The organism is Klebsiella sp. CD33, assembly GCF_051992865.1.
GTDB classification, from domain to species: domain Bacteria; phylum Pseudomonadota; class Gammaproteobacteria; order Enterobacterales; family Enterobacteriaceae; genus Klebsiella; species Klebsiella pneumoniae.
On sequence record NZ_CP197023.1, the window covers coordinates 519,595 to 534,029 of the forward strand.

Annotated in this window: 17 protein-coding genes; 6 read left to right on the forward strand and 11 right to left on the reverse strand. The window is 56.6% G+C overall.

What is annotated here, in order from left to right; genetic code table 11:
- Positions 1–144 precede the first annotated feature (144 nt).
- The 3 genes from arcB to mtgA all read left to right on the forward strand — a co-directional run bounded on the left by arcB (position 145) and on the right by mtgA (position 4,093).
- Positions 145–2,484 (forward strand): aerobic respiration two-component sensor histidine kinase ArcB, encoded by a 2,340-nt coding sequence (gene arcB, locus ACR809_RS02510; RefSeq protein WP_002918444.1) that lies wholly within the window; start codon positions 145–147, stop codon positions 2,482–2,484.
- Between the two features lie 233 nt (positions 2,485–2,717).
- A complete protein-coding gene (elbB, locus tag ACR809_RS02515; RefSeq protein WP_004181418.1) occupies positions 2,718–3,371 on the forward strand; it encodes an isoprenoid biosynthesis glyoxalase ElbB in 654 nt (217 codons plus the stop codon).
- On the forward strand, positions 3,368–4,093 hold the full coding sequence (gene mtgA / locus ACR809_RS02520; protein ID WP_004144927.1) for a monofunctional biosynthetic peptidoglycan transglycosylase: 726 nt from the start codon (positions 3,368–3,370) through the stop codon (positions 4,091–4,093). Before elbB ends, mtgA begins: the two co-directional genes overlap by 4 nt.
- A gap of 63 nt (positions 4,094–4,156) precedes the next feature.
- Here the strand turns inward: mtgA and npr are convergent, their stop codons facing one another.
- From npr to ACR809_RS02575, 11 genes are all read right to left on the reverse strand, one after another.
- The gene (npr, locus tag ACR809_RS02525) at positions 4,157–4,429 is read right to left on the reverse strand and encodes a PTS phosphocarrier protein NPr (RefSeq protein WP_002918431.1); all 273 of its coding nucleotides are present in this window, start codon (positions 4,427–4,429) and stop codon (positions 4,157–4,159) included.
- Positions 4,426–5,280 carry an RNase adapter RapZ gene (gene rapZ / locus ACR809_RS02530; protein ID WP_002918428.1) on the reverse strand — a complete coding sequence of 285 codons (855 nt, stop codon included), beginning with the start codon at positions 5,278–5,280 and terminating at the stop codon, positions 4,426–4,428. The genes npr and rapZ overlap by 4 nt, the downstream gene beginning before the upstream one ends.
- 45 nt (positions 5,281–5,325) lie before the next feature.
- Positions 5,326–5,814, reverse strand: a complete 489-nt coding sequence (gene ptsN, locus ACR809_RS02535) for a PTS IIA-like nitrogen regulatory protein PtsN (RefSeq protein WP_004144926.1) — start codon at positions 5,812–5,814, stop codon at positions 5,326–5,328.
- Between the two features lie 70 nt (positions 5,815–5,884).
- Positions 5,885–6,172, reverse strand: a complete 288-nt coding sequence (gene hpf, locus ACR809_RS02540) for a ribosome hibernation promoting factor (protein WP_002918423.1) — start codon at positions 6,170–6,172, stop codon at positions 5,885–5,887.
- A gap of 22 nt (positions 6,173–6,194) precedes the next feature.
- Entirely contained in the window at positions 6,195–7,628 is a 1,434-nt protein-coding gene (gene rpoN / locus ACR809_RS02545) for an RNA polymerase factor sigma-54 (RefSeq protein ID WP_002918420.1), read from the reverse strand.
- A 47-nt stretch (positions 7,629–7,675) separates the two neighbouring features.
- Positions 7,676–8,401, reverse strand: a complete 726-nt coding sequence (gene lptB, locus ACR809_RS02550) for an LPS export ABC transporter ATP-binding protein (protein WP_002918417.1) — start codon at positions 8,399–8,401, stop codon at positions 7,676–7,678.
- Positions 8,402–8,407: 6 nt separating this feature from the next.
- Positions 8,408–8,953, reverse strand: coding sequence for a lipopolysaccharide ABC transporter substrate-binding protein LptA (gene lptA / locus ACR809_RS02555; RefSeq protein WP_002918415.1), 546 nt, complete (start codon positions 8,951–8,953; stop codon positions 8,408–8,410).
- Positions 8,922–9,497 carry an LPS export ABC transporter periplasmic protein LptC gene (gene lptC, locus ACR809_RS02560; protein WP_002918413.1) on the reverse strand — a complete coding sequence of 192 codons (576 nt, stop codon included), beginning with the start codon at positions 9,495–9,497 and terminating at the stop codon, positions 8,922–8,924. Before lptC ends, lptA begins: the two co-directional genes overlap by 32 nt.
- Positions 9,494–10,060, reverse strand: a complete 567-nt coding sequence (gene kdsC, locus ACR809_RS02565) for a 3-deoxy-manno-octulosonate-8-phosphatase KdsC (RefSeq protein ID WP_002918405.1) — start codon at positions 10,058–10,060, stop codon at positions 9,494–9,496. The genes lptC and kdsC overlap by 4 nt, the downstream gene beginning before the upstream one ends.
- A gap of 14 nt (positions 10,061–10,074) precedes the next feature.
- Positions 10,075–11,079: an arabinose-5-phosphate isomerase KdsD gene (gene kdsD / locus ACR809_RS02570; protein ID WP_004144922.1), complete on the reverse strand. Its 1,005-nt coding sequence runs from the start codon at positions 11,077–11,079 to the stop codon at positions 10,075–10,077.
- Positions 11,076–12,053: a calcium/sodium antiporter gene (locus ACR809_RS02575; protein WP_004149949.1), complete on the reverse strand. Its 978-nt coding sequence runs from the start codon at positions 12,051–12,053 to the stop codon at positions 11,076–11,078. The genes kdsD and ACR809_RS02575 overlap by 4 nt, the downstream gene beginning before the upstream one ends.
- A gap of 209 nt (positions 12,054–12,262) precedes the next feature.
- On the opposite strand from ACR809_RS02575, the gene mlaF reads away from it, so the two are divergent.
- From mlaF to mlaD, 3 genes are read left to right on the forward strand one after another with little or no spacing between them, the layout of a single operon-like run.
- On the forward strand, positions 12,263–13,075 hold the full coding sequence (gene mlaF / locus ACR809_RS02580; RefSeq protein ID WP_004150950.1) for a phospholipid ABC transporter ATP-binding protein MlaF: 813 nt from the start codon (positions 12,263–12,265) through the stop codon (positions 13,073–13,075).
- Positions 13,076–13,082: 7 nt separating this feature from the next.
- A complete protein-coding gene (gene mlaE, locus ACR809_RS02585; RefSeq protein ID WP_004150949.1) occupies positions 13,083–13,865 on the forward strand; it encodes a lipid asymmetry maintenance ABC transporter permease subunit MlaE in 783 nt (260 codons plus the stop codon).
- 4 nt (positions 13,866–13,869) lie between these two features.
- Entirely contained in the window at positions 13,870–14,421 is a 552-nt protein-coding gene (mlaD, locus tag ACR809_RS02590; protein WP_002918387.1) for an outer membrane lipid asymmetry maintenance protein MlaD, read from the forward strand.
- Positions 14,422–14,435: the final 14 nt, after the last annotated feature.

Genomic DNA, 14,435 nt, shown 5'->3' on the forward strand with positions numbered 1-14,435 from the left:
CCTCTTCTGATCCCCCTCTTTTGCGGCTGGTTCGCCTCTGCGGCCGGCCGCCGTATCGACTCCTGCCCGCATTTTTTGCACAACTTACAGCGCATTGCTCAGAATTGAGTATTATTGTGCGGAGTTGTCGTGAAGGAATCCCCTATGAAGCAAATTCGTATGCTGGCGCAGTATTATGTCGACCTGATGATGAAGCTGGGTCTGGTCCGCTTTTCGATGCTGTTGGCTCTTGCGCTGGTGGTGCTAGCCATCGTGGTACAGATGGCGGTTACCATGGTGCTGCATGGCCAGGTTGAAAGTATCGACGTTATCCGCTCTATCTTCTTTGGCCTGCTGATCACGCCTTGGGCGGTCTACTTTCTCTCGGTGGTGGTGGAGCAGCTCGAAGAGTCCCGTCAGCGTCTTTCGCGGCTGGTGGACAAGCTGGAGGAGATGCGTGAGCGCGATCTAAAGCTGAACGTCCAACTGAAAGATAACATCGCGCAGTTGAATCAGGAGATTGGCGAACGTGAAAAAGCGGAAGCCGAGCGCGAGACCACCCTCGAGCAGTTGAAGATTGAGATGAAAGAGCGTGAAGAGACACAGATCCAGCTCGAACAGCAATCCTCCTTTCTGCGCTCTTTCCTTGATGCTTCCCCGGACCTGGTCTTCTATCGCAATGAGGATAAGGAGTTTTCAGGCTGTAACCGGGCGATGGAGCTGCTGACCGGCAAAAGCGAGAAACAGCTGATCCACCTCAAACCGCAGGACGTCTATAGCGAAGAGGCGGCGGAAAAGGTACTGGAGACCGACGAGAAGGTGTTCCGCCATAATGTATCGCTGACCTATGAGCAGTGGCTGGACTATCCCGATGGCCGCAAAGCGTGCTTTGAAATCCGCAAGGTCCCCTACTACGATCGCGTCGGTAAGCGTCGCGGCCTGATGGGCTTCGGCCGCGATATCACCGAACGTAAACGCTATCAGGACGCTCTTGAGCGCGCCAGCCGGGATAAAACCACCTTTATTTCCACCATCAGTCATGAGCTGCGTACCCCGCTAAACGGGATCGTCGGGCTGAGCCGAATTTTGCTGGATACCGAACTGACCAGCGAACAGGAAAAATACCTGAAAACTATCCATGTATCGGCGGTGACGCTGGGGAATATCTTCAATGATATTATCGACATGGACAAAATGGAGCGCCGCAAGGTGCAGCTCGATAACCAGCCGGTGGACTTCACCAGCTTCCTTGCCGACCTTGAAAACCTATCCGGCCTGCAGGCACAGCAGAAGGGGCTGCGCTTTGTGCTGGAGCCGAGCCTGCCGCTGCCGCATAAGGTAATCACGGATGGGACCCGCCTGCGGCAGATCCTGTGGAATCTTATCAGTAACGCCGTGAAGTTTACCCCGCAGGGCGGAGGGGTGAATGTCCGCGTGCGCTATGACGAAGGCGATATCCTGCACTTCGAAGTGGAAGACTCCGGAATTGGTATTCCTGAAGCGGAACAGGACAAAATTTTCGCCATGTATTACCAGGTCAAAGACAGCCACGGCGGCAAACCGGCCACCGGAACCGGGATTGGTCTCGCCGTCTCGCGTCGCCTGGCGCGTAATATGGGCGGTGATATCAGCGTTACCAGCCAGCCGGGTAAAGGGGCGACCTTTACGCTTACTGTCCATGCGCCTGCCATTGCGGAAGAAGTGGAAGATACGCTGGCGGAAGACGACATGCCATTACCGGCGCTCAACGTGCTGCTGGTTGAGGACATTGAGCTCAACGTTATTGTGGCCCGTTCAGTGCTGGAAAAACTGGGTAACAGCGTTGATGTGGCGATGACCGGGAAAGCCGCGCTGGAGATGTTTGAGCCAGGCGAATATGACCTTGTGCTGTTGGATATTCAGTTACCGGACATGACCGGACTGGATATTTCCCGTGAACTGAAACAGCGCTTTGCCGCTGACGAGCTACCGCCGCTGGTCGCCCTCACCGCCAACGTGCTGAAGAATAAAAAAGAGTATCTCGACGCCGGGATGGACGATGTATTGAGTAAGCCGCTTTCGGTGCCAGCGCTAACGGCCATGATCAAGAAATTCTGGGATGCACCGGATGAGGAAGCGCAGGAAGCGCCGGCGGCTGATCTGCATAAAGCCGACGCGGTGCTGGATACCGATATGCTGGAGCAATATATCGAGCTGGTGGGACCGAAGCTTATCAACGATGGTCTCGCGGTGTTTGAGAAGATGATGCCGGGCTACATGTCCGTTCTGGAGTCTAATCTGACCGCCCGCGACCAAAAAGGGATTGTCGAAGAGGGGCATAAGATCAAAGGGGCGGCCGGTTCTATCGGACTGCGCCACATCCAGCAGCTGGGCCAGCAGATCCAGACTCCGGATCTGCCTGCCTGGTCTGATAATGTCGCTGAATGGGTTGAAGAGATGAAATCCGAGTGGCAAAACGATGTAGCGGTACTGAAGGCGTGGGTGGCGAAAGCCAGCAAAAAATGACCCCGGACAGACCGGGGCGCGCGAATACTGCGCCAACACCAGGGAACTGGTGGTTGAGCCAGTGTTGTTTGAGTGATGTTGTTACGTGGCGCAACCGAAGAAGTGGATTGCTCGCTCATTAAGATAGCAAAGCTTAACTAATTTGTTACATGAATCAGTAAAATATGTGAAGCATAGCGAGTTAATCGACATTTTTGACTGGTTTCAGCGAGTTGCATGGAGGAGCGAAAGCGATGAAAAAAATTGGTGTGGTACTGGGCGGCTGCGGCGTGTACGACGGCAGTGAAATCCATGAGGCGGTGATTACCCTGCTGGCGATCGCGCGCAACGGCGCGCAGGCAGTGTGCTTTGCGCCCGATAAACCGCAGCGCGATGTCATCAACCATCTAACCGGGGAGGCGATGCCAGAGCAGCGCAATGTGCTGGTGGAAGCAGCGCGTATCGCCCGCGGCGACATCCTGCCGCTGGCGCAGGCGCGTGCGGAGACGCTGGACGCGCTGATCGTCCCTGGCGGCTTCGGCGCGGCGAAAAATCTAAGCAGCTTCGCCGCCGAGGGCAGCGAATGCCAGGTGGATCCCGATCTGCGGGCCCTGGCGCTGGCGATGCATCAGACCGGCAAGCCGCTGGGCTTTATGTGCATTGCCCCGGCGATGCTGCCGAAAATCTTTGCGTTTCCGCTGCGGATAACCATTGGGACCGATCTTGATACCGCCGATGTGGTGGAAGAGATGGGGGCAGAGCACGTGCCTTGCCCGGTCGACGACATCGTGGTGGATGAAGACAACAAAGTGGTCACCACTCCGGCGTATATGCTGGCGGAGGACATTGCGCAAGCCGCCACCGGAATTGAGAAGCTGGTGGCCCGCGTGCTGGCGCTGAGCGCATGAGGCTCCGCATTGCGCCCTTTGCGCTGCTAAAACGTCTGGCATTGCGTCTGCTGCTGATCGCCGCCGTTTTCTGGGGCGGGGGGATCGCGCTGTTTAGCGTGCTGCCGGTGCCGTTTTCGGCGGTGATGCTTGAGCGGCAGGTGAGCGCCTGGCTGTCCGGCGATTTCCATTATCTGGCGCATTCCGACTGGGTCGCTATGGATAAAATCTCCCCATGGATGGGGCTGGCGGTGATTGCCGCCGAAGATCAGAAGTTCCCGGAACACTGGGGGTTCGACGTGTCGGCGATTGAGAAAGCGCTGGCGCACAATGAACGTCACGAGACCCGCATCCGCGGCGCGTCAACGCTGTCGCAGCAGACGGCGAAAAACCTGTTTTTATGGGATGGCCGCAGCTGGCTGCGTAAGGGGCTGGAAGCCGGGCTGACTGTCGGGATCGAAACCGTGTGGAGTAAAAAGCGGATCCTGACCGTCTACCTGAATATTGCCGAGTTCGGCGATGGGATATTTGGTGTGGAAGCGGCCGCCCAGCGCTATTTTCATAAACCCGCCAGTCAGCTGACGCCGGGGGAAGCGGCTCTGCTGGCCGCGGTGCTGCCGAACCCGATCCGCTATCGCGCCGATGCGCCGTCAGGCTATGTGCGCAGTCGTCAGGCCTGGATCTTACGCCAGATGCGACAGCTGGGCGGGGAAGGGTTCATGCGCGAGCATAAGCTCTATTAGCAGGTTACTCCGGCGCCGGGGCTGGTACAGTCGTCAGTCGTCCGTCGCCGGGAAGCGTCACGTTTAGTCTTCGTCAAAGCCAGCGTTAAACAGGGCAATCACCGCGGCGAGGGCTTCAACTTCCTGCGGACCGCTGGCCTCCACCTCTATCTGTCGCCCTTTCGCCGAGTCCAGCATCAGCAGGGCAATCACGCTGTTGGCTTCCGCCTCCGTGCCTTCATCGTTGCGCAGCAGTACTTCGGCATCGAAATTCTGCATCAGTTCGAACAGCTTCATCGCCGGGCGGGCGTGCATGCCCAGCTTATTGGTGATTTCAACGGTCTGCTTTACGGTCATGATTTACGTTTTTCTAGCGTCCGATGACGAGACTGCACGTTCTTGCCGCGCGAGCGGAAGTAGTCAGCCAGTTGTTCAGCAATATAAACCGAACGATGTTTACCGCCGGTACAGCCAATGGCCACCGTCAGATAGCTGCGATTGTTGGTCTCCAGCATCGGTAACCATAGCTCAAGATAGCTTCGGGTCTGATAAATAAAGTTGTGCACTTCAGTGTGCCGATCGAGGAAGGCGGCCACTGGTTTATCCAGACCGGTCATTGGACGCAGTTTCGGATCCCAGTGCGGGTTGGGCAGAAAGCGCACGTCAAAGACGTAATCGGCATCGATCGGAATACCGTGCTTGAAGCCGAAGGATTCGAAGACCATCGTCAGTTCACGCTCGCGTTTACCCAGCAGTCGGGTACGCAGCATTTCCGCCAGCTCATGCACCGACATTTCCGACGTATCGACGATCAGATCGGCGCGGGAGCGCAGGGGCTCCAGCAGATCGCTCTCTTCGTCGATGGCGCTTTCCAGCGACAGATTCTTGCTGGAGAGCGGGTGCAGACGACGGGTGTCGCTGTACCGGCGGATCAGGGTATTGCGGTCGGCATCAAGGAACAGCAGCTGCGGAGAAAAACATTCCGGCAGATTCTGCATCGCCTGCTCGAAGATCTCCGGGGATTCCGGCATGTTACGCACGTCGATGCTGACGGCCGCGGAGATATTACGGTCAGCCAGCGACCGCGCCAGGTCGGGCAGCAGCACGACCGGCAGGTTATCCACGCAGTAAAAGCCCATATCTTCCAGCGCTCGCAGAGCGACGGATTTCCCCGAGCCCGAGCGGCCGCTGACGATCATCAGTACCATGTACCGTTTCTCCTCAGTACGATAAAGGATAAGGTGCGACTGCCGTTATGCGTCATCGCTGCTTCCTGCTTCGGTGATGATCTCATACAACTCTTCATCGCTCTGCGCCGCGCGCAGGCGACGACAAATCGCTTTGTCCGCCAGCCGTTTGGCCACCAGGGAGAGCGTATGCAGGTGAGTTTTTGTCTGGTCGGCCGGCACCAGCAGCGCGAACAGCAGGTCGACAGGTTGATTGTCGATCGCGTCGAAGGCGATGGGGGTTTCCAGCTGGACAAAAACGCCGACAGCACGCAGCGTATCCTCTTCCAGTTTTCCGTGGGGAATGGCGATACCATTGCCGATCCCGGTACTGCCCATTTTTTCGCGGGTGAGGATCGCTTCGAACACCACCTGCGGCGGCAAACTTAACTGTTTGGCGGCCAGTTCGCTGATGATTTCCAGAGCACGCTTCTTGCTCTGGCAGTGCACCTGGCTACGGGTACATTCCTGGTTCAGGACGTTGCTCAGTTGTAGAGCCGAATCGTTGTTCATCATAATTTCACCTGAGCGCCCCCGCGCCCGTCGCCGATGATATCCAGCGGCGGGCGCAAGGGGGCCCGGACAATTAGTGTTGTTTTAGTTTATCTTTGTGCTTCGTTAACTGTCTTGCCAGCTTGTCGATAAGACCATCGACAGCCGCATACATATCCTGCCCTTCCGCACTGGCATGGATTTCGCCACCGTTGACATGCAGATTCGCGTCCGCAATTTGCGTCACTTTCTCTACTTTTAACACAATATAGACCTGATTGATCCGGTCGAAAAATTGCTCCAGCTTGCTGAACTTCGCCGTAACGAATTCGCGCATCGCAGGCGTAATTTCGACGTTGTGTCCTGTAATGTTGAGCTGCATAGTGTCTTCCTTATCGGTTATGTCAGACCAGTTGTTTACGCTGGTTTGACGGCGGGATGGATAAAGACTCTCTGTACTTCGCGACAGTGCGGCGCGCCACCATAATACCCTGCTCGGACAGCATGGAGGTGAGCTTACTGTCGCTCAACGGCTTCGCGGGGTTTTCCGCGGCGATGAGCTTCTTCACCAGCGCGCGAATCGCCGTCGACGAGGCTTCGCCTCCGCCTTCGGTATTCACATGGCTGGAGAAGAAATACTTCAGTTCAAAAATACCGCGCGGACTGTGCAGATATTTTTGCGTGGTGACACGGGAAATCGTCGATTCATGCATCTCGACGGCCTGGGCGATATCAGCCAGCACCATCGGCTTCATATACTCTTCACCCTGTTCGAAAAAAGCCTGCTGCTGCTCTACGATGCAGCGGCTGACGCGCAGCAGGGTATCGTTGCGGCTTTCCAGACTTTTAATCAGCCAGCGGGCTTCCTGCAGATTGCTGCGAATGAACTGGCCGTCGGCGTCATTGCGGGCGCTGTTGCCCATTGCCGCATACTGCTGATTTATTTTCAACCGTGGAATGCTGTCGGCGTTGAGCTCGACGGTCCAGCGGCCGCTCACCTTGCGCACCAGCACATCCGGGATGACATATTCCGGTTCGCTGGTCTGAATGGACTGGCCAGGGCGAGGATCCAGGGACTGGATTAGGTTGACCGCCTCTTTAAGCACCTCTTCTTTCAGGCGGGTGACTCGCATTAGAGTGCGGAAATCATGGTTGGCCAGCAGATCAAGATGGTCGCTGATAATCAGCCGGGCCTCTTCCAGCCACGGCGTCTCTTTAGCAAATTGCGACAGCTGGATCAACAGGCAGTCGCGCAGATCTTTCGCTGCGACGCCAACCGGATCAAAACGCTGGATTCGCTTGAGGACCGCTTCCACCTCCTCCAGGCCGATCTCGTCATCGCCGATGCTGTCGACAATATCTTCAATCTGAATCGTGAGGTAGCCCGTATCGTCGACGGCGTCGACGATAGAGGTGGCAATAGCGCGGTCGGTGTCGGTGAAAGGCGTCAGCTCAACCTGCCACATCAGATAGTCCTGCAGCGTCTGGGTGGTCTCGCCTTGATAGACGGGAAGCTCGTCGTCCTGATAGTCGACGCCGTTACCCGACGGCGTGCCAGCGGTATAGATTTCATCCCAGCTGGCATCGAGAGGCAGTTCGTCGGGCATCTCTTTTTGCTCAAGCGCATCGACGGTATCGAGGGACTCGCGGTCCTCCACCTCTTTTGCCTCTACCTCGTCGTGAAGATCGGTTTGCTCAAGCAACGGGTTACTTTCCAGCGCTTGCTGGAGCTCTTGCTGGAGTTCTAACGTGGACAACTGCAGCAAACGAATCGCCTGCTGCAGCTGCGGCGTCATGGCAAGCTGTTGGCTAAGCCTTAATTGCAAACCTTGCTTCATGTTCAGGGTAAATATCTCCGGCTAAAACGTCTGTAACCTCTACCCTATCAGAGTCTGAAGTCTTCCCCAAGATACACGCGCTTAACCTGCTCATCTTCGAGGATCTGCTGCGGTGTACCATGAGCGATAAGGTGTCCCTGACTGACAATATACGCGCGTTCGCAGACCGCGAGGGTCTCACGGACGTTATGGTCGGTAATCAGAACGCCGAGACCGCTGTCGCGCAGGTGCTCAATGATGCGTTTAATATCGATAACGGAGATCGGATCCACGCCGGCAAAGGGTTCATCCAGAAGAATAAATTTCGGATTCGCCGCCAGCGCGCGGGCGATTTCGACGCGGCGGCGTTCACCACCGGAGAGCGCCTGACCGAGGCTGTCGCGCAGGTGCTCAATATGAAACTCTTCCATCAGCTCTTTAGCGCGATCTTCCCGTTGCTCGCTGGTTAAATCGTCACGGATCTGCAGGACCGCCATCAGGTTGTCATAGACGCTGAGGCGACGGAAAATCGACGCTTCCTGCGGCAGATAGCCGATGCCCCGTCGCGCGCGCGCGTGCAGCGGCAGCAGGCTGATGTCTTCGTCATCGATGATGATATTGCCTGCGTCGCGGGGCACAATCCCGACCACCATGTAGAAGGTGGTCGTTTTACCGGCGCCGTTCGGGCCGAGCAAGCCGACAATCTCGCCCGAGTTAACGGTGAGACTGACATCTTCCACCACGCGGCGGCCTTTATACGCTTTAGCGAGATTCTTCGCAGTTAAGGTTGCCATAACGGATTAGTTACTCTTCTTTTGCTGGTTGCCGCTTTTGTCCTGCAGCTCGGACGGCACCAGAACGGTGGTGACGCGTCGACCTTTGTCGCTGAAGGCCTGCATTTTTTGCTCTTTCACCAGATAGGTGATCTTGTCGCCCTTGATGTTGCTGTCGAGCTGTTCCAGATAAGCGTTGCCCGTCAGCACGACGTAATCGTTCTGCAGCTCGTAGCGCATTTTCGACGCCCGGCCTTTTACCGGCTTGCCGTTATCCTGCATCTGATAGAAAGTAGCCGGGTTACCGAAACCTTCGATCACCTCTTTGCCTTTCTCGTTGCCCGGACGGGTGACCACCACTTTATCAGCGTTAATCTTGATCGTCCCCTGGGTCACGACCACGTTACCGGTGAAGGTGACGACATTGCCCTGCATGTCCAGCGACTGCTGATCGGATTCGATATGGATCGGCTGATCGGTATCGCCCGTCTTGGCGAGGGCCGGCAGGCTGGCGGCCAGTAACGCGCCGGCGAGCGCAATCTTAAGGCTGAGTTTGTTTGTTCTGAATTTCATAAGAGGTTCTCACCTTTTCAATCAGCTCGGCATTTTTGCTGCGAAGGTTTCCACGCATTTTCAGGCCGCTGGAATTAAATGTGGTGCCGTATAACGTCACCATGTCATCGGAGGTAACGTCCTGCGTTACCAGATTTATCTGGGCGTTATCCGTCGTAATTTTGCGCAGTTGAGAATCTGGCGCGAGCGCATTCACCTCAACGTGCCCGTAAAGATAGAGCATCCGGTCATTCGTCAGCTTCGCTTTGTCTGCTCTGACCGACCAGGTAGGCACCTTGTTAGTATCAAAGGTGGTCATCACCGGTTTGGTAAACCAGGAGACCTCCTGATCGGAAAAATATTCCACGTGCTCGGCAATCAGTCGATAGCTCAGGGCGCCTTCCGGACTGTATACCACGGTGTCGGTATGTTCGCTTTTATACGTAGGGTCGTTAGGATTGACCTCCGGCTGCGCCGTGTCGTCCGTATTCGCCAGATTCAGGCCGATAAGGATCAGCGCGAGCAGCGACAGTAAAATGATAACCCAACGTCTGGTTTTACTCATATTGATTGCCCTTTGGCCTCATCCAACTTGCCCTGCGCCAATAGTAACAAATCGCAGACTTCGCGTACCGCGCCGCGTCCGCCGTTAATTCGCGTGACATAATTCGCCCGCGGTAGCAGCAGCGGATGCGCATCGGCGACGGCGACGCTAAGGCCCACTTCGGCCATCACCGGCCAGTCAATAAGATCGTCGCCGATGTAGGCGACTTCTTCCGGCCGCACGTGCAGTTTGTCCGTCAGATCGCGGAACGCCAGCAGCTTGTCCGACTGCCCCTGGTACAAATGCGTGATGCCCAGCGTCTGACAGCGATCTTCTACCAGTTTAGCTTTTCGCCCGGTAATAATCGCCACTTCAATACCCGAGGTCAGCGCGCAGCGGATACCATAGCCATCGCGGACGTTAAACGCTTTCAGCTCCTCGCCGTGATTACCCATATAGATAAGCCCGTCGGATAATACACCGTCGACATCAAGGATCAGTAGACGGATCTTCGCCGCGCGATCGACAAACGCCTGGCTTACCGGCCCGTAGCAGGTCGCTAACTGAGCATCAGCATTATTCATTATTTTTTCCTTACTTACACTACGCCCGCGCGCAGCAGATCGTGCATATGTACCACACCCAGCAGATGGTCGCCATCGGCAACCAGCACGCAGGTGATATGACGGGATTGCATCAGGTTTAACGCATCCACCGCCAGAGTGCCGGGGCGGATGCGGATACCTCCCCGGGTCATGACGTCGGCAATGCTGGCATCGCGCATATCAACGCCGGTATCGAAGACCCGGCGCAGGTCACCGTCGGTAAAGATACCGATGATGTTCATATCGTCATCGCAGATAGCGGTCATGCCTAAATTTTTACGCGTGATTTCCAGCAGCGCATCGCGCAGGGTCGCCTGCAGGCCGACGTGCGGGATTTCATCACCGGTATGCATAATATCATTGACCCGCAGCAACAGCTTACGGCCGAGTGCGCCGCCCGGATGCGACAGGGCGAAATCCTCAGCGGTAAAGCCGCGGGCTTCCAGCAGGGCGACGGCGAGGGCATCACCCATCACCAGCGCGGCGGTGGTGCTCGACGTGGGCGCCAGTCCTAACGGGCAGGCCTCCTTCGGCACTTTCACGCACAGATGGATATCCGCCGCGCGCGCCATGCTGCTCTCCGGCCGGCTGGTGATACAGATAAGCTTCACCTGCTGGCGCTTGAGGACCGGGATCAGCGCGAGGATTTCATTCGATTCGCCGGAGTTCGACAGCGCAATTACCACATCCTGCGGGGTGACCATACCTAAATCACCGTGCGCCGCTTCGCCGGGGTGGACAAAAAATGCCGAGGTGCCGGTACTGGCGAAGGTTGCCGCCATTTTGCGGCCGATGTGGCCGGATTTGCCCATCCCCATCACCACGACTTTCCCGCCGCAGCGGAAAATCGTTTCGCAGGCATGGGTAAAGTCTTCATTTATGTATTGATCGAGCTGGGCCAGACCTTCACGTTCAATTTCCAGCACCTGACGGCCTGCCTGTTGAAAGTCAAAATCCGTGGGCAAATCTATTTGCGACATGATGTTATCCCGAATCATTCAACGAAGAGCGGTGCTGTCCAAAACAGCATCGCCAACCAAACCACAAAGCCGCCGACCAGCAGCGCGCCAACCAGTCGTCCCGGCTGCTGCTGACGGCGCCAGCACAGCACTGCGAAGATCAGGCTGACCAGCAGCATCACGCCATAATCGCGAGTGAAGGCTTCGGTCGCAAAGCTCCCCGGCGCGATCAGCGCCGGTAAACCCAGCACCAGTGCGATATTAAGGATATTGGCGCCGATGATATTGCCGATAGCAATATCATCTTCCCCTTTCCGCGCCCCGGCGATGGCGGTGGCCAGCTCCGGCAGGCTGGTGCCTATCGCCACCACCGTCAGGCCGACGGTCAGTTCGCTGATGGCGAAATAGTTTGCCAGCACTGTACTGTTATCCACCACCATGCGGGTCGCCATCGGCATGACGATCATCGCTACCCCTAACCAGAGCAGGGCGACCGGCAGCGACCCTTCGCGTGGCAGCTCCGCCAGCTGTTCGCGGGTCAGGCTATCGCTTCCCTGGCGCTCCGCCAGGCGAGCGATTTTGATGGTGAACAGCAGCCACAGAAGCGCTAACGCCAGTAAAAATAGCCCGTCGAGACGGGTCAGTTGTCCATCGTAGAGCACCAGTCCCGCCAGCACGCTGACCAGCAACATTAGCGGTAATTCGCGGCGCAGAATATCAGAATGCACGGTAAATGGCCTGAGTAAGGCGGCGAGACCGAGGATCAATAAGATATTGGTGATATTAGATCCGAGCGCGGTGCCGACCGCCAGATCGGTCTGCCCGTGCAGCGAGGCCGTGGTGGCGACCATGATCTCAGGCAGGCTGGTGCCGATACTGACCACTGTCATGCCGATGATCAGGGGCGGGATCCCCAACATACGACACAGGATGGAGGCGGCATAGACCAGACGATCGGCGCTGTAGACAACCAGCAATAAACCAATAATTAACAGAGCCGTCGCTAAGAGCATCTAAAGTCCTTTCTTCAGGTATAATCGTCGCCTCGCTGGGTTATCCCTACGCAGCGTAACGAATTCTTAATTTTGACTTTATGTGTGCCAAAAGTAAAACAAATGCCAGCTTTCGCTAACCTGTGCAGGTAAGATTCTGTAAAAATGTTGTGATTGTGGCGCAAGAAAGGGCCATGCTTGCCCGTCAGGTGTTTAGTAAGGATGATTTTATGAGCCAAACTCAGGCGAATTTAGTTGAAGTGCGCGGTATCCGCTTTTCACGCGGCGATCGTGTGATCTTCGACGACATCTCGCTGTCGGTGCCGCGCGGTAAAATTACTGCGATCATGGGACCTTCGGGGATCGGCAAGACTACCCTGTTACGCCTGATCGGCGGCCAGATCCCGCCGGACAGGGGAGAGATCCTGTTTGATGGCGAGAACGTGCCGCAGATGACGCGTTCGCGTCTTTATACGGTGCGTAAGCGGATGAGCATGCTGTTCCAGTCCGGCGCGCTGTTCACCGATCTCAATGTCTTTGACAACGTTGCCTATCCGCTGCGCGAACATACGCATTTGCCGCCTGCGCTGCTGCATACGACGGTGATGATGAAGCTGGAAGCGGTGGGGCTACGCGGTGCGGCGAAGTTAATGCCTTCTGAGCTTTCCGGTGGGATGGCGCGCCGCGCCGCCCTGGCGAGAGCCATTGCCCTGGAGCCGGATCTGATTATGTTCGACGAACCGTTCGTCGGGCAGGATCCCATCACTATGGGCGTGCTGGTGAAGCTGATTTCTGAACTCAACAGCACGCTGGGTGTCACTTGCATCGTGGTTTCGCACGATGTGCCCGAGGTGCTTAGCATCGCGGACTACGCGTATATCGTGGCGGATAAAAAGATTGTCGCCCACGGTAGCGCCCAGTCGCTACGGGAGAATACCGATCCTCGGGTTCGTCAGTTCATTGATGGTATTGCCGACGGTCCGGTGCCGTTCCGTTATCCTGCTGGCGACTATCACCATGATTTATTAGGCATAGGGAGTTGAGCGACTCATGCTGTTTAATGCGCTGGCCGCGCTAGGTCATCGCGGTATTAAAACCACCGCGACGTTTGGACGCGCCGGATTAATGCTTTTCAACGCCGTTGTCGGCAAACCAGAGTTTCGCAAGCACGCGCCGCTGCTGGTTCGTCAACTCTATAACGTCGGCGTCCTGTCGATGCTGATTATCATTGTATCGGGCTTGTTTATCGGTATGGTGCTCGGGCTGCAGGGGTATCTGGTGTTAACCACCTACAGCGCAGAGACCAGTCTTGGCATGCTGGTGGCGCTGTCGCTGCTGCGTGAGCTGGGGCCGGTGGTCGCCGCGCTGCTGTTTGCCGGCCGCGCCGGGTCGGCGCTGACCGCCGAGATTGGCCTGATGCGGGCCACGGAACAGCTCTCCAGTATGGAGATGATGGCGGTGGATCCGCTGCGTCGCGTCATTTCCCCACGCTTCTGGGCCGGTGTCATTTCGCTGCCGCTGCTGACGATTATATTCGTCGCGGTAGGGATATGGGGCGGTGCGCTGGTGGGTGTGAGCTGGAAAGGTATTGACGGTGGTTTTTTCTGGACCGCGATGCAAAATGCCGTCGACTGGCGAATGGATCTGGTGAACTGCCTGATTAAGAGTCTGGTGTTCGCTATTACGGTAACCTGGATTGCGTTATTTAATGGTTATGACGCTATCCCCACTTCCGCCGGGATTAGCCGGGCGACAACGCGTACCGTGGTGCATGCGTCGCTGGCGGTTCTGGGGCTGGATTTTGTGCTGACTGCGCTGATGTTTGGGAATTGAGTTCATGCAAACGAAAAAAACTGAAATCTGGGTAGGGGTGTTCTTACTGGTGGCGCTGCTGGCGGCGCTGTTTGTCTGCCTGAAGGCGGCGAACGTCACCTCGCTACGCACCGAGCCGACTTATCGCCTTTATGCGACTTTCGATAACATCGGCGGCCTGAAGGCGCGCTCGCCGGTGCGCATCGGCGGCGTGGTAGTGGGGCGGGTAGCGGACATTACGCTCGATCCGAAAACCTATCTGCCACGCGTGGAGCTCGATATCGATGAGCGCTACAACCATATCCCGGATACCAGTTCGTTGGCGATCCGCACCTCTGGCCTGCTGGGCGAGCAGTACCTGGCGCTGAACGTCGGTTTTGAAGACCCGGACCTCGGGACGACTATCCTTAAAGACGGCGGCACTATCCAGGACACCAAGTCCGCCATGGTGCTGGAAGATCTGATTGGTCAGTTCCTTTATAACAGTAAGGGCGGCGACAATCAGAATTCTGGCAATGATAAGGCCGAGGCAGAAGGTCATACTGACGCGACGCCGGCAGCCGGCACGACGCATTAATTTCAGGAGAAATA

What these genes read in the sequence shown, in the direction of transcription:
- mtgA (WP_004144927.1), top strand. Translation starts at nt 3,368, where the DNA reads ATGAGGCTCCGCATTGCGCCCTTTGCGCTGCTAAAACGTCTGGCATTG.
- rpoN (WP_002918420.1), bottom strand. Translation starts at nt 7,628, where the DNA reads ATGAAGCAAGGTTTGCAATTAAGGCTTAGCCAACAGCTTGCCATGACG.
- arcB (WP_002918444.1), top strand. Translation starts at nt 145, where the DNA reads ATGAAGCAAATTCGTATGCTGGCGCAGTATTATGTCGACCTGATGATG.
- lptB (WP_002918417.1), bottom strand. Translation starts at nt 8,401, where the DNA reads ATGGCAACCTTAACTGCGAAGAATCTCGCTAAAGCGTATAAAGGCCGC.
- kdsC (WP_002918405.1), bottom strand. Translation starts at nt 10,060, where the DNA reads ATGAATAATGCTGATGCTCAGTTAGCGACCTGCTACGGGCCGGTAAGC.
- mlaD (WP_002918387.1), top strand. Translation starts at nt 13,870, where the DNA reads ATGCAAACGAAAAAAACTGAAATCTGGGTAGGGGTGTTCTTACTGGTG.
- elbB (WP_004181418.1), top strand. Translation starts at nt 2,718, where the DNA reads ATGAAAAAAATTGGTGTGGTACTGGGCGGCTGCGGCGTGTACGACGGC.
- rapZ (WP_002918428.1), bottom strand. Translation starts at nt 5,280, where the DNA reads ATGGTACTGATGATCGTCAGCGGCCGCTCGGGCTCGGGGAAATCCGTC.
- hpf (WP_002918423.1), bottom strand. Translation starts at nt 6,172, where the DNA reads ATGCAGCTCAACATTACAGGACACAACGTCGAAATTACGCCTGCGATG.
- ptsN (WP_004144926.1), bottom strand. Translation starts at nt 5,814, where the DNA reads ATGATGAACAACGATTCGGCTCTACAACTGAGCAACGTCCTGAACCAG.
- lptA (WP_002918415.1), bottom strand. Translation starts at nt 8,953, where the DNA reads ATGAAATTCAGAACAAACAAACTCAGCCTTAAGATTGCGCTCGCCGGC.
- lptC (WP_002918413.1), bottom strand. Translation starts at nt 9,497, where the DNA reads ATGAGTAAAACCAGACGTTGGGTTATCATTTTACTGTCGCTGCTCGCG.
- kdsD (WP_004144922.1), bottom strand. Translation starts at nt 11,079, where the DNA reads ATGATTCGGGATAACATCATGTCGCAAATAGATTTGCCCACGGATTTT.
- ACR809_RS02575 (WP_004149949.1), bottom strand. Translation starts at nt 12,053, where the DNA reads ATGCTCTTAGCGACGGCTCTGTTAATTATTGGTTTATTGCTGGTTGTC.
- mlaF (WP_004150950.1), top strand. Translation starts at nt 12,263, where the DNA reads ATGAGCCAAACTCAGGCGAATTTAGTTGAAGTGCGCGGTATCCGCTTT.
- mlaE (WP_004150949.1), top strand. Translation starts at nt 13,083, where the DNA reads ATGCTGTTTAATGCGCTGGCCGCGCTAGGTCATCGCGGTATTAAAACC.
- npr (WP_002918431.1), bottom strand. Translation starts at nt 4,429, where the DNA reads ATGACCGTAAAGCAGACCGTTGAAATCACCAATAAGCTGGGCATGCAC.